This window comes from Streptomyces sp. NPDC060205 (assembly GCF_042728395.1).
Lineage (GTDB): Bacteria > Actinomycetota > Actinomycetes > Streptomycetales > Streptomycetaceae > Streptomyces.
On sequence record NZ_JBHWZP010000058.1, the window covers coordinates 1 to 13,326 of the forward strand.

Sequence of the window (13,326 nt, forward strand, 5' to 3'; positions counted from 1 at the left end):
TGCGGGGTGCGGCCCTCGAATGCCGTGGCGGAGCGCCTACTTGGCGATCAGGCTGCGCAGCACGTACTGCAGGATGCCGCCGTTGCGGTAGTAGTCGGCCTCACCGGGGGTGTCGATGCGGACGACCGCGTCGAACTCCACACCCGTGTCGGTGGTGACCTTGACCGTACGGGGGGTGGTGCCCTCGTTCAGCTCGGTGATGCCGGTGAAGGAGAAGGCCTCCTCGCCGGTCAGGCCGAGGGACTCGGCGGACTGGCCCTCCGGGTACTGGAGCGGGATGACACCCATGCCGATGAGGTTCGAGCGGTGGATGCGCTCGTACGACTCGGCGATGACGGCCTTGACGCCGAGGAGCTTGGTGCCCTTGGCGGCCCAGTCGCGGGACGAGCCGGACCCGTACTCCTTGCCGGCCAGGACGACCAGCGGAGTGCCCTGCTCGATGTAGTTGCGCGAGGCGTCGTAGATGAAGGAGACGGGGGCGTCCTCCTTCGTGAAGTCGCGGGTGTAGCCGCCCTCGGTGCCCGGCGCGATCTGGTTGCGCAGGCGGATGTTGGCGAACGTGCCGCGGATCATGACCTCGTGGTTGCCGCGGCGGGCGCCGTAGCTGTTGAAGTCACGGCGCTCGACGCCGTGCTCGGTGAGGTACTTGCCGGCCGGGGTGTCGGCCTTGATGGCGCCGGCGGGCGAGATGTGGTCCGTCGTCACCGAGTCGCCCAGCTTGGCGAGCACGCGCGCGCCGGTGATGTCGGAGACCGGGGTGGTCTCCATCGTCATGCCCTCGAAGTACGGGGGCTTGCGCACGTAGGTGGACTGCGCGTCCCACTCGAAGGTGTTGCCGGTGGGGATGGAGAGCGCCTGCCACTGCGCGTCGCCCGCGAAGACGTCCTGGTAGGACTTGTTGAACATGTCCTCGCCGATGGTGTTCGCCACCACGTCGTTGACCTCGGCCTCGGTCGGCCAGATGTCTTCGAGGAAGACCGGCTTGCCGTCCTGGTCGGTGCCCAGCGCGTCCTTGGTGATGTCCACCTTCATGGAGCCCGCGATGGCGTACGCGACGACCAGCGGCGGGGAGGCCAGGTAGTTCATCTTGACGTCGGGGTTGATCCGGCCCTCGAAGTTGCGGTTGCCGGACAGGACCGAGGTGACCGCGAGGTCGTGCTCGTTGACGGCCTTGGAGACCTCCTCCGGCAGCGGGCCGGAGTTGCCGATGCAGGTGGTGCAGCCGTAGCCGACGAGGTTGAAGCCGATCTTGTCGAGGTAGGGGGTGAGCCCCGCCTTGTCGAAGTAGTCGGTGACGACCTTGGAGCCGGGGGCGAGGGTGGTCTTGACCCAGGGCTTGCGGGTCAGGCCCTTCTCCACGGCCTTCTTCGCGACGAGCGCGGCGGCGACCATGACGTACGGGTTCGAGGTGTTGGTGCAGGAGGTGATCGCGGCGACGGTGACCGCGCCGTGGTCGATCTCGTACGTCGAGCCGTCCGCGGCCGTGACCGTGGTCGGGCGGGACGGTACGCCGTTGGTGGTGGCCGGGGCGTCGGAGGCCGGGAAGGACTCCTTGCCCGCCTCGTCGTCGTCCTCGACGTAGTTGCGGACGTCCTGCGCGAACTTCTGCGAGGCGTTGGCGAGGACGATGCGGTCCTGCGGGCGCTTCGGGCCCGCGATCGACGGGACGACCGTCGCCAGGTCCAGCTCCAGCTTCTCGGAGAAGTCGGGCTCGGCGGCCGGGTCGAGCCAGAGACCCTGCTCCTTGGCGTACGCCTCGACGAGCGCGACCTGCTGCTCGGTGCGGCCGGTGAGCTTGAGGTAGTTCAGGGTCTCCCCGTCGATCGGGAAGATCGCGGCGGTGGAGCCGAACTCCGGCGACATGTTGCCGATGGTGGCGCGGTTGGCGAGGCTCGTGGCCGCCACACCCTCGCCGTAGAACTCGACGAACTTGCCGACGACTCCGTGCTTGCGGAGCATCTCGGTGATCGTGAGCACGAGGTCCGTGGCGGTGGTGCCGGGCGTGAGCTCACCGGTCAGCTTGAAGCCGACGACGCGCGGGATGAGCATGGAGACCGGCTGGCCGAGCATCGCGGCCTCGGCCTCGATGCCGCCGACGCCCCAGCCGAGCACACCGAGGCCGTTGACCATGGTGGTGTGGGAGTCGGTGCCGACGAGGGTGTCGGGGTACGCCTGGCCGTTGCGGACCATGACCGTACGCGCCAGGTGCTCGATGTTGACCTGGTGGACGATGCCGGTGCCCGGCGGGACGACCTTGAAGTCGTCGAAGGCGGTCTGGCCCCAGCGCAGGAACTGGTAGCGCTCCTTGTTGCGGCCGTACTCCAGGTCGACGTTCTGCTTGAAGGCGTCGTGCGTGCCGAACCTGTCGGCGATCACGGAGTGGTCGATGACCATCTCGGCCGGCGAGAGCGGGTTGATCCGCGCCGGGTCGCCGCCGAGCTCCTTCACGGCCTCGCGCATGGTGGCGAGGTCCACGATGCAGGGCACACCGGTGAAGTCCTGCATGATCACGCGGGCCGGCGTGAACTGGATCTCCTGGCTGGGCTGGGCCTGCGAGTCCCATCCGCCGACAGCACGGATGTGGTCGGCGGTGATGTTCGCGCCGTCCTCGGTACGGAGCAGGTTCTCCAGCAGGACCTTGAGGCTGTACGGAAGGCGGGCCGAGCCTTCCACCTTGTCCAGCCGGAAGATCTCGTAGGACTCGTCGCCCACGCTGAGCGTGCTACGGGCGTCGAAGCTGTTCGCCGACACGACAGTCTCCTTCATTCATGTGCGCGTACCACCGCATCCTGCCGCCACGCCCTCTTGGCCGATCCGCTAAGGTCAGGCTAAGTTAGGTAACCCTTACCGGTCTCGGGCGGCTGCGGCACGCCTCGGCAGATATCTCGATGTCGAGATAACTCTAGTACATGACCGCCGGACGGTCATGCCCGGAGGGCGTGTGCCCCCTCTCAGTCCGTTCAGCGGCTCCCGGCCGGGCCGGGCTCGGCGCGTTCGGTGACACCCGGCCGGACCGGCCGCTCCAGACCCGAACCCGGCACGGACGCAAGGGCGTTCGGCGTACCGACCGGCATTCGGGGTACCCGGAGGCGGACGACGACAAGGACGAGAAGGGGGCACCCATGCCGCTCACATTCCGCAAGAGCTTCCGGATCCTGCCCGGCGTACGGCTGAACATCAACAAGAAGTCGTGGTCCGTCACCACGGGCGGCAAGAACGGCCCCAAGCACACGCACAGCAGCACGGGACGCCGCACGACCTCGATGGATCTCCCCGGCCCCTTCGGCTGGCGGCGCACCACCCGCGCCAAGCGTCACTGAGGCACCGTCACCCCATCGGACCCCTCCGGATGCGGCATCTCATATGTGAGATAGCCTGCCGTCATGGCAGACGACTACCTCGTACGCATCGGCAAGCTCATCCGTGACGCCCGTCAGCATCGGGGCTGGACACAGACACAGCTGGCCGAGGCGCTCAGCACCAGCCAGAGCGCGGTGAACCGTATCGAGCGCGGCAATCAAAACATCAGCCTTGAGATGATCGCTCGAATCGGTGAAGCGCTGGACAGTGAGATCGTCTCGCTCGGCTATGCCGGCCCGATGCATCTGCGGGTGGTCGGCGGACGCCGCCTCTCCGGTTCGATCGACGTCAAGACCAGCAAGAACGCGTGCGTGGCGCTGCTCTGTGCGACGCTCCTGAACAAGGGCCGCACGGTGCTGCGCCGCGTCGCGCGCATCGAGGAGGTGTACCGCCTTCTGGAGGTGCTGGGCTCCATCGGCGTACGCACCCGGTGGATCAACGGTGGCGTCGATCTGGAGATCGTGCCTCCGGCCGAGCTGGACATGGCCTCCATCGACGAGACGGCGGCCCGCCGCACTCGTTCGATCATCATGTTCCTCGGCCCGCTGCTGCACCGCATGGACGGCTTCAAGCTGCCGTACGCGGGCGGCTGCGACCTCGGTACGCGCACGATCGAGCCGCACATGATCGCGCTGCGCCGGTTCGGCCTCGACATCGCGGCCACCGAGGGCATGTACCACGCGCGGGTGGACCGCAAGGTGACCCCGGGCCGCCCCATCGTGCTGACCGAGCGCGGCGACACGGTGACGGAGAACGCGCTGCTGGCCGCCGCCCGCCACGACGGCACGACGGTCATCCGCAACGCGTCGTCGAACTACATGGTCCAGGACCTGTGCTTCTTCCTGGAGGCGCTGGGCGTGAGGGTGGAGGGCATCGGCACCACGACGCTCACCGTGCACGGCGTGCCGACCATCGACGTGGACGTGGACTACTCGCCCTCCGAGGACCCGGTCGAGGCGATGAGCCTGCTGGCCGCCGCGGTCGTCACGGAGTCCGAGCTGACCGTGCGCCGAGTGCCGATCGAGTTCCTGGAGATCGAGCTGGCGGTCCTGGAGGAGATGGGCCTCGACCACGACCGCACGGCGGAGTACTTCGCCGACAACGGCCGTACGCGCCTGGTGGACCTCACCGTGCGCCCCTCGAAGCTCGAAGCCCCGATCGACAAGATCCACCCCATGCCCTTCCCGGGCCTGAACATCGACAACGTCCCGTTCTTCGCGGCCATCGCTGCCTCCGCGCAGGGCCAGACGCTGATCCACGACTGGGTCTACGACAACCGCGCGATCTATCTCACGGACCTGAACCGCCTCGGCGGCCGCCTCCAGCTCCTCGACCCGCACCGCGTCCTGGTCGAGGGCCCCACCCGCTGGCGGGCCGCGGAGATGATGTGCCCGCCGGCACTGCGCCCGGCGGTGGTGGTCCTTCTGGCGATGATGGCGGCGGAGGGCACCTCCGTGCTCCGCAACGTGTACGTGATCAACCGCGGCTACGAGGACCTGGCGGAACGGCTGAACTCGGTGGGGGCGCAGATCGAGATCTTCCGGGACATCTGAGGGTCCGCACGGACAGCGGGCCGGCCGGCGGCCTGGCGCGTCGGTGCGGTCCGTGCCGTCGGGGCCGCGTCCTCGGCATCAGGGCATGCGGGGTGACCCCCGAGTGCCCCGCCGGGCGTGACGGCATCCCGTCGCAGGTCGTTGGGTCCGGCGCCGGGCCGACTCCGGTCGTCCGCCGCCGCCCCGCCCCTGGAACAGCCCGTGCCCGTACAGCCGCTCACCCCGCCTGCCCCCGCTGCCCTCGCGCCGGGCCGCGTACCCGGAGCACGCCGGGCGTCCTGCGGGCGCCGGCCGCGGCGGCCCCTCGCGCCGCGGTCGTGGCGCGTCCCGGCACTCGCGGTGCTCGCCGTGCTTCCGCTGTACGGCGTGTGGGGCGGCCTTCTCGCGACGGGCGGTGGGGATCTCGCGGCGCAGTACGCCTGGGCGGGGTTCGTCGCGCGCAACCCCGACGCGGTGTACGGGCTGTTCTGGTACGGGGGCACGCACACCGTCAACTACAGCGTGCTGTCACCTCCTTTGATGGCGGTGCTGGGCGTGCGTACCGTCTCCGTCCTCGCCGGGGTCGCCGCCACCTGGCTGCTGGGCGCGCTGCTCGAACGGACCGTGGCCCGGGCCCCGCTGTGGCCCGCGCTGCTCGGCGCGTTCGGGCTGTGGGCCAACGTCGCCTCGGGGCGTACGACGTTCGCCCTCGGGCTGGCCTTCGCGCTCGGAGGGCTGCTGGCCCTGGCCGGCCGTCAGGAGCGGCGGGGGCGGCCTGCGGTGGCCGCTCTGGGGGCGTTGCTCGCGACGCTGGCGAGTCCGGTCGCGGGGCTGTTCCTGCTGGTGGCCGGCGCCGGGTGGCTGGCGGACCGGCGGTACGCGACGTGCCTCGCCCTGTCCGTGCCGCCCGTCGCCGTCGGCGCGCTGACGGCCCTGCTGTTCCCCTTCAAGGGCGAACAGCCCATGGCGGCGGGCCGCGTGCTCATGCCCGTCCTCCTGTCGGCCGTCGTCGTGTGGGCGGCTCCCCGCGCGTGGCGGGCGGTACGGGCCGGGGCGGCCGTCTACGCCGTCGGCGTGGTGCTGACCTGGCTCGTCCCGTCACCGGTCGGCACCAACGTGGAGCGGCTCGCCGCGCTCTTCGCACCGGCGGTGCTGCTCGCCTGCCTGGTCCGCACGACCGGGTCCGCCCGCACCGCCGGGCCCCATGACGCCGGAGACGCCCGGCGCACGACGAGGCCGCTCGCCGTCGCCCTCACGCTCGCCGTGTCGGTCGTCTGGACCGCCATGTCGACCGTCAACGACCTGCGGGTCGCCACGTCCGTACCGGCCTGGGCCACCCACACCCACGGTGTCCTCAGGGAACTGGACCGCCTCGGCGCGCACCGCGACCGGGTCGAGGTGGTGCCCGCCCGCAACCACCGCGAGGCGGCACTGTTCGCGCCGCACGCGCAGGTGATACGGGGCTGGAACCGGCAGTTGGACGTCGAGCGGGGGCGGCTGTTCTACGAGGGCGCTCTCGACGCGCCGCGCTATCACGCCTGGCTGCGCCACTGGGCCGTCGCCCACGTGGTCGTGCCGGACGGGAGACCCGACGGTCCCGCCGAGGGCGAGGCGGCCCTGGTCGCCGCCGGACAGGACTGGCTGCGGCCCGTCTGGCGGGACGCGCACTGGCGGATCTACCGCGTCCGCGACGCCGAGCCGCTCGTCTCGGCGCCGGGCAGCGTGGTGCGGGCGGGCGAGGCGGCCGTCGTGTTGAGGGTGCCGCGCGCCGGGGCGGTGACCGTACGGGTGCGGTACTCGCCGTGGCTGCGGGCCGCCGGAGGCTGCGTACGGCCGGCCGGGCCCTGGACCCGCCTGACCGTGCCGCGGGCGGGCGTCTACCGGCTGGACTCCAGCTATGCGGCCGGGCCCACGGGCGGCGGGGGCTGCACGCCGGGACGGGACGAGGGGCGGCCGGCCCGCTGAACAGGTCCGCCCTCCGGGCCTCTTGGGGCTCGGAGGGCGGACCTGTTCGTGACGCAAAGGCCGACGGTCGCGGCTGTCAGCCGAGGAGGGCGGCCGGGCGCCCTGCCCTGGACCGTCGTCGGCCGACGTCAGCCGACGAGCGTGACGTCCTGCTGCTTCGCCGCGTGGAACATCGGCAGCGGCAGCCCGCTGGAGCGCAGTTCCATCAGCGTGGCCTCGACCTTCGCCGCGCCCGGCGCGAAGCGGCCCGGCTCGGTGCGTTCGGTGTTCGTCCAGCGGTGCTCGGCGCCGTCACAGACCGCCGTCGTACTGCCGATGCCCTTGCGCACGCTGTTCCCGCCCTGGCTCAGGGACGAATCGTCCTGGCTGAGAGAGGGCCTGTCCTGGCTCAGGGAGGAGCTGACGAAGACCGGGCCCGTACTGCCCTTGCAGCTGTACGTACCGGACAGCGTGACGGTGCCGTCCGCGGCGAGGCGGGCCGTCGGGTCGACGGTCACCGTCTCCGAGAGCCCGACCGGCTCGGCCGGGGCGGCCTGGTGGGACAGCGCGTCCGCGGACGGGGCGGCGGCCAGCAGCAGCGCCGCTCCGGCGGCGGCGCCCATGACCTGGTGCAAGCGCATCGGAATACCCATCGGAATACCTCCTGGAGTGGGGGCCTCCACAGGTACCGGCCCGGCGCACCCAGGGGCGTGACCCTCACTCCTTTGGTGGCGAGTTGGTGGCGAGTCGGCGGCGCGTCGATGTCAGGTCCGCACCGTCCGTCCTGGACTCGTCCGAGTGTTGTCCGCGTGTTGTCACCGTTCCCGTCCGGCTGTTCCGATGAGTTCGCGGCGGGCGCATGGTCTATCCATACGGGCGGCGAAAACGCCTCCCGACTCCTCGCACGTGGAGGCCCACCATGTGTTCTCACCAGTCTTCGTGCCCGTCCGCCGCCCGCTCCGACCGCTCGGACGGTTCGCACCGCTCCGACGCGCACATCGTCTCCGCGCACCCCGAGCAGGGCTGGTACCTGCTGTGCGACGGCGCGATCGTCTTCGACGACACCGGCGCGCTGCTGCCCGACGGGCGGGTCGTCGCTCCGCACCGGGTGCCCGTCGAGCACCTGGCCATCGCCGCCTGACCCTCCCGGCGTTCAGTCCGGCCCTTCTCGACCCCCGACCCTCTATCGCGACCTGTTGACTGCCGTCACGAAGTCGATACGCTTCTGATGCGACACCGGCAGGCCTCCGGACAGGTGGTGCCGCGCCCCGGCGGCCGGCCCGGCACCGACGCACCGCGCACCCCCGTCAGGCCCGAGAACGTCAACCCGGCACGCACGCAAGGCCGTTCCGTACGAACGGAAAGTGAGCCCCTGCCCCCGGATGGTGATCTCGCGTGACGGTGACGATCTAGAGTGATCAACGTGTCCGAGCAGCACGCCCCCCGGTCCCTCATCGTCACCTTCTACGGCGCGTACGGCCGCTTCACCGCAGGTCCCGTACCCGTCGCCGAGCTGATCCGGCTTCTCGCCGCAGCCGGCGTGGACGCGCCCTCCGTACGGTCGTCGGTCTCCAGACTCAAACGCCGGGGACTGCTCCTGCCGGCCCGCACCGAGGCCGGCGCGGCCGGGTACGTCCTGTCGCCGGACGCGCGGCAGCTCCTCGACGACGGCGACCGCCGGGTCTACGCGGCCTCGCCGCCCGAGGACGACACCTGGGTCCTCGCCGTGTTCTCCGTGCCGGAGTCCGAGCGGCAGAAACGTCACGTACTGCGCTCACGCCTGGCCGGCCTCGGCTTCGGGACGGCCGCCCCCGGCGTGTGGATCGCCCCGGCCCGCCTCTACGAGGAGACCAGGCACACGCTGGAACGGCTGCGGCTGGACGCGTACGTGGAACTGTTCCGCGGCGCGCACCTGGGATACGCGCCGACGGCCGAGGCGGTCGCGCGCTGGTGGGACCTCGCCGGGATCGCCAAGCAGCACGAGGCGTTCCTCGACCGGCACGCGCGCGTGCTGCACGACTGGGAGAACAGGGCCGACACCCCCGCCGAGGAGGCGTACCGCGACTATCTGCTCGCCCTCGACTCCTGGCGCCACCTCCCGTACACCGATCCGGGGCTGCCCGCCTCGCTGCTGCCCCCGGACTGGCCCGGAGCCCGCTCCGCCGCCGTCTTCCGGGCCCTGCACGAGCGACTGCGGGACGCCGGGGCCGTCTTCGCGGGTGTGCCCGGGGGGCCGGCCGGACCCGAAGCCATGTGAGCTGGGGCACAGTCCCCGTCGCTAAGGCAACGCTCAGGTCGCTCAATCCCTCTTCTCATAATCCTTACCTAGCGTCGGGACGCATGAGTCTGATGGGCAATCTGAACCGGGCGCTCTCCGCCACCACCGGCCTTCAGGTGCGCCGGGCCACTCCCGCCGCGCCGCCACAGCCGAACAGGGCCGGAGCCGGGGCCAGACCCGGCAAGCGGCCCACGCCGGTGTACCGATGTCCGGCCCCCGGGGATCTCGCCACGGACCGGTTGCTGCGGCGGCCGGTCTTCATCATGTCTCCCGTACGCTCCGGCTCGACGCTGCTGCGAATGCTCCTGAACGCGCACTCGCGGCTGCACTCCCCGCACGAACTGCACATCCGCCGCCTTGAGGTCGACTTCGGCAGCAGACTCTCGCAGCGCGCCATGAGCGCCCTCGACCTGGAACGGGGCGATCTGGAGCATCTGCTGTGGGACCGGGTCATGCACCGGGAACTGGTCAGGTCGGGCAAGGACGTCCTGGTCGAGAAGACGCCCAGCAACGCGTTCGTCCACCGGCGCATCCGGGACTGCTGGCCCGACGCCCGCTTCGTCTTCCTGCTCCGCCACCCGGTGTCCATCGCCCGGTCCTGGCACGAGGGCGACCCCGGGAAGCGGACCTTCGAGGAGGCCGCGGCCGACGCCCTGCGCTACATGAAGGCCGTCGAGAACGCCCGGCAGGCGGCCACCGGCGGCCACCCGGACGGCCACCCCGACAGCCACCCGGACACGCACCCAGGCGGCCACGCCGCCCACCACACCCTGCGCTACGAGGACCTCACCGCCGACGCCGAGCAGGAGCTGCGCGACCTCTGCGCGTTCCTCGGCGTCGGCTTCGAACCGTCGATGCTCGACTACGGCCGCCGCGACGACACCCAGGTGGTGAAGGGCCTCGGCGACTGGCGGGACAAGATCCGCACCGGCCAGGTGCAGAGCGGACGCGCGCTGCCCGCCGAGGACGAGATCCCGGAGCTGCTGCGGCCCATGTGCAAGGCCTGGGGATACAGCGCGTGAACCGGCACGAACACGTGAAGCCGCACGCCGAGATCGCCGAGGTATGGCCGCGCGACGGGCGCGTACGGCTCGTCGGCCACATCCACGGCCGTCCCGCCGAGGGCGACTGGCGGTTGCTGCTCACCCGCCGCGGCCGCACCGGCCGCCCGCTCGACTACCCCGCGCACGTGAAGGGCGACCGCTTCGAGGGCGAGCTGCCCATCGCCGACCTGGTGACACCCGACCCCGCCGAGGTCGACGAGTGGGACATCCATCTCACCGACGGCGAGGCCCGGTTGAGGGCGGGACGACAACTCGACGACATCCACGGCAAGAAGAAGATCATGGTGTTTCCCGAGCAGCGCGTACACGGTCTGCGCGTGCGCCCGTACTACACGGTGAAGGACAACCTTTCCCTGGAGTGCCGTACGGGAGGCACCTCATGACGGACCATCAGCAGACCGCACACCGGACGGGCGCGACCGGACGGCCGAAGGTCCGCTATCTCCTGCTGCACGCCTACGGCCGCGGCGGCACCATCCGTACGGTGATGAACCAGGCCAATTCCCTGGTGCAGGCGGGCTGGGAGGTCGAGCTGGTGAGCGCGCTGCGCCGCCGGGACGACCTCCAGTTCCCGCTCGACCGGCGCGTGCGTGTCAGCACGGTCGTCGACCTCCGCGAGAGCGCCCACTCCCCCGGCCGGGGTGTGGCCGGACGCTGGCGGGACCGGCGCCGTGGGTGGCTGACCGAGCGGCCCGCACGGCACATCCCGTCGGGCGAGTTCGGCTACCGCTACTTCAACCGGTACGTGGAGCAGCGGCTGATCGCGTACCTCTCCTCGCTGCGCGACGGCATTCTCGTCACCACCCGGCCCGCGCTCAACTTCCTCGCCGCCGAGCACGCGACGGGCGGTGTGGTGCGGGTGGCGCAGGAACACATGAACCACGGCACGCACAAGCGTGATGTGCAGCGCCGCATCCGGGAGACCTACTCGCGCTTCGACGCGGTCGCCGTCCTGACGGAACGGGACCGCGAGGAGTACGAGCATCTGCTGCCCGGCACCCGGGTGGTACGCATCCCCAACGCCGTGCACTCCCTCGACCAGGTCCCGTCGGACCAGCGGTCGAAGATCGCGGTGGCGGCCGGGCGGCTGTTCCCGCAGAAGGGCTTCGACCTGCTGATCCCCGCGTGGGCGCGGCTCGTCGAGGCGTATCCCGACTGGCAGTTGAGGATCTACGGCAGCGGCGAGAAGAAGGCCGAGCTGCGGGCGCTCATCGAGCGGCACCACCTCTACAACCATGTGCTTCTGATGGGCCACACGGACCGGTTGGACGACGAACTCGCCAAGGCCTCCTTCTACGTGCTCAGTTCGCGCTTCGAGGGACTGCCGATGGTGATGATCGAGGCGATGAGCCACTCACTGCCGGTGGTGGCCTTCGACTGTCCGACCGGCCCCTCTGACGTCCTCACCCACGGCGTCGACGGCCTGCTGGTACCGCCCGAGGACCCCGACGCGCTCGCCGCGTCCATGGCCAAGCTGATGGGCGACCGGGCGCTGCGCGCCGACATGGGCGTCGCGGCCGTGCTGACGGCGGCCTCGTACGGCCCGGACGCGGTGCACCCGCGCTGGGAGGCCCTCTTCAGCGAACTCGACCTTCTTGGACCACGGCACCGCACCGCCGGCGCCGCGAAAGGACACCACGCATGACCACCACGGCACGGGGCCGTCAGAAGCCCCCTACCGCTCAGGGGGCCACCGTCTGGCTCACCGGGCTGCCGAGCGCGGGCAAGACGACGATCGCCCGCTTCCTCGCGGGCCGGCTGCGCGCCGAGGGCCATCGCGTGGAGGTCCTCGACGGCGACGAGATCCGCCGCTTCCTCTCCGCGGGGCTCGGCTTCTCGCGCGAGGACCGCAACACCAACGTGCAGCGCATCGGCCTGGTCGCCGAGGTACTGGCCCGCAACGGCGTCCTCGCCGTCGTCCCGGTCATCGCCCCGTACGCCGACAGCCGCGAGGCGGTCCGCAAACGCCACGAGGCGAGCGGGACGCCCTACATCGAGGTGCATGTCGCCACACCGGTCGAGGTCTGCAGCGAGCGGGACGTGAAGGGGCTGTACGCGCGGCAGGCGGCCGGCCGGCTGACCGGGCTGACCGGGGTCGACGACCCGTACGAGCCCCCGCTCGACCCGGCGCTCGCGCTGGACACCCGGTCGCAGACGCCCGAGCAGTCGGCGGACGCGGTGCACGCGGTGCTGGCGGCCAGGGGGTTGGTGTGAGTACCGCGACGACGGCCGCCCGGACGCCCTCACTCCCCTACGCGCTCTCGCATCTGGACGCGCTGGAGTCCGAGGCGGTGCACATCTTCCGCGAGGTGGCGGGCGAGTTCGAGCGGCCGGTGGTGCTCTTCTCCGGCGGCAAGGACTCCATCGTCATGCTGCACCTGGCACTGAAGGCATTCGCGCCCGCCGCGGTGCCCTTCTCCCTCCTCCATGTGGACACAGGACACAACTTTCCGGAAGTCCTTGAGTACCGCGACCGCACGGTCAAGAAGCATGGGCTGCGGCTCCATGTGGCCTCCGTACAGGACTACATCGACCGTGGTGTGTTGCGGGAACGTCCCGACGGAACCCGTAACCCGCTCCAGACCGTGCCACTGACCGAGAAGATCCAGGCTGAGCGCTTCGACGCCGTCTTCGGCGGCGGACGCCGCGACGAGGAGAAGGCCCGCGCCAAGGAACGCGTCTTCTCCCTGCGCGACGAGTTCTCCCAGTGGGACCCCCGCCGCCAGCGCCCCGAACTGTGGAACCTCTACAACGGCCGCCACGCCCCCGGCGAACACGTCCGCGTCTTCCCCCTGTCCAACTGGACCGAACTGGACGTGTGGCAGTACATCGCCCGCGAAGGCATCGAACTGCCCGAGATCTACTTCGCCCACGAACGCGACGTCTTCCAGCGCGCCGGCATGTGGCTCACCGCCGGCGACTGGGGCGGCCCCAAGGACAACGAAACCGTCGAGACGCGTCTCGTGCGCTACCGCACGGTCGGCGACATGTCCTGCACGGGCGCCGTCGACTCCGACGCCACCACGCTGGAAGCCGTGATCACCGAGATCGCCGCCTCCCGGCTCACCGAGCGGGGCGCCACCCGCGCCGACGACAAGATGTCCGAGGCCGCGATGGAAGACCGCAAGCGCGAGGGGTACTTCTAACC

Annotated in this window: 12 protein-coding genes; 10 read left to right on the forward strand and 2 right to left on the reverse strand. The window is 70.9% G+C overall.

The window, feature by feature from the left end:
* Window positions 1-36 precede the first annotated feature (36 nt).
* Window positions 37-2,751: an aconitate hydratase AcnA gene (gene acnA / locus ACFWGJ_RS13305; protein ID WP_387323261.1), complete on the reverse strand. Its 2,715-nt coding sequence runs from the start codon at window positions 2,749-2,751 to the stop codon at window positions 37-39.
* A gap of 371 nt (window positions 2,752-3,122) precedes the next feature.
* Between acnA and ACFWGJ_RS13310 the strand changes: the two genes are divergently transcribed.
* The 3 genes from ACFWGJ_RS13310 (at window position 3,123) to ACFWGJ_RS13320 (ending at window position 6,857) form a co-directional block, all read left to right on the forward strand.
* On the forward strand, window positions 3,123-3,320 hold the full coding sequence (locus ACFWGJ_RS13310) for a DUF4236 domain-containing protein (protein WP_107022172.1): 198 nt from the start codon (window positions 3,123-3,125) through the stop codon (window positions 3,318-3,320).
* 63 nt (window positions 3,321-3,383) lie between these two features.
* Window positions 3,384-4,913: a helix-turn-helix domain-containing protein gene (locus ACFWGJ_RS13315; protein WP_387323262.1), complete on the forward strand. Its 1,530-nt coding sequence runs from the start codon at window positions 3,384-3,386 to the stop codon at window positions 4,911-4,913.
* Window positions 4,914-5,252: 339 nt separating this feature from the next.
* The gene (locus tag ACFWGJ_RS13320; protein ID WP_387323297.1) at window positions 5,253-6,857 is read left to right on the forward strand and encodes a hypothetical protein; all 1,605 of its coding nucleotides are present in this window, start codon (window positions 5,253-5,255) and stop codon (window positions 6,855-6,857) included.
* Window positions 6,858-6,985: 128 nt separating this feature from the next.
* On the opposite strand, the gene ACFWGJ_RS13325 is transcribed toward ACFWGJ_RS13320, so the two are convergent.
* On the reverse strand, window positions 6,986-7,489 hold the full coding sequence (locus ACFWGJ_RS13325) for a DUF6299 family protein (RefSeq protein WP_387323263.1): 504 nt from the start codon (window positions 7,487-7,489) through the stop codon (window positions 6,986-6,988).
* A 266-nt stretch (window positions 7,490-7,755) separates the two neighbouring features.
* On the opposite strand from ACFWGJ_RS13325, the gene ACFWGJ_RS13330 reads away from it, so the two are divergent.
* The 7 genes from ACFWGJ_RS13330 (at window position 7,756) to cysD (ending at window position 13,324) form a co-directional block, all read left to right on the forward strand.
* Window positions 7,756-7,977: a DUF5999 family protein gene (locus ACFWGJ_RS13330; RefSeq protein ID WP_387323265.1), complete on the forward strand. Its 222-nt coding sequence runs from the start codon at window positions 7,756-7,758 to the stop codon at window positions 7,975-7,977.
* Between the two features lie 273 nt (window positions 7,978-8,250).
* Entirely contained in the window at window positions 8,251-9,093 is an 843-nt protein-coding gene (locus tag ACFWGJ_RS13335; protein WP_387323267.1) for a PaaX family transcriptional regulator C-terminal domain-containing protein, read from the forward strand.
* Between the two features lie 83 nt (window positions 9,094-9,176).
* A complete protein-coding gene (locus ACFWGJ_RS13340; RefSeq protein ID WP_387323268.1) occupies window positions 9,177-10,136 on the forward strand; it encodes a sulfotransferase family protein in 960 nt (319 codons plus the stop codon).
* Complete coding sequence (locus ACFWGJ_RS13345; protein WP_387323269.1) at window positions 10,133-10,561, forward strand: hypothetical protein; 429 nt, start codon at window positions 10,133-10,135, stop codon at window positions 10,559-10,561. The genes ACFWGJ_RS13340 and ACFWGJ_RS13345 overlap by 4 nt, the downstream gene beginning before the upstream one ends.
* Complete coding sequence (locus ACFWGJ_RS13350; RefSeq protein ID WP_387323270.1) at window positions 10,558-11,823, forward strand: glycosyltransferase family 4 protein; 1,266 nt, start codon at window positions 10,558-10,560, stop codon at window positions 11,821-11,823. Before ACFWGJ_RS13345 ends, ACFWGJ_RS13350 begins: the two co-directional genes overlap by 4 nt.
* Complete coding sequence (gene cysC, locus ACFWGJ_RS13355; RefSeq protein WP_210889005.1) at window positions 11,820-12,392, forward strand: adenylyl-sulfate kinase; 573 nt, start codon at window positions 11,820-11,822, stop codon at window positions 12,390-12,392. Before ACFWGJ_RS13350 ends, cysC begins: the two co-directional genes overlap by 4 nt.
* Window positions 12,389-13,324: a sulfate adenylyltransferase subunit CysD gene (gene cysD / locus ACFWGJ_RS13360; RefSeq protein WP_387323271.1), complete on the forward strand. Its 936-nt coding sequence runs from the start codon at window positions 12,389-12,391 to the stop codon at window positions 13,322-13,324. The genes cysC and cysD overlap by 4 nt, the downstream gene beginning before the upstream one ends.
* The last annotated feature ends 2 nt before the right edge of the window (window positions 13,325-13,326 follow it).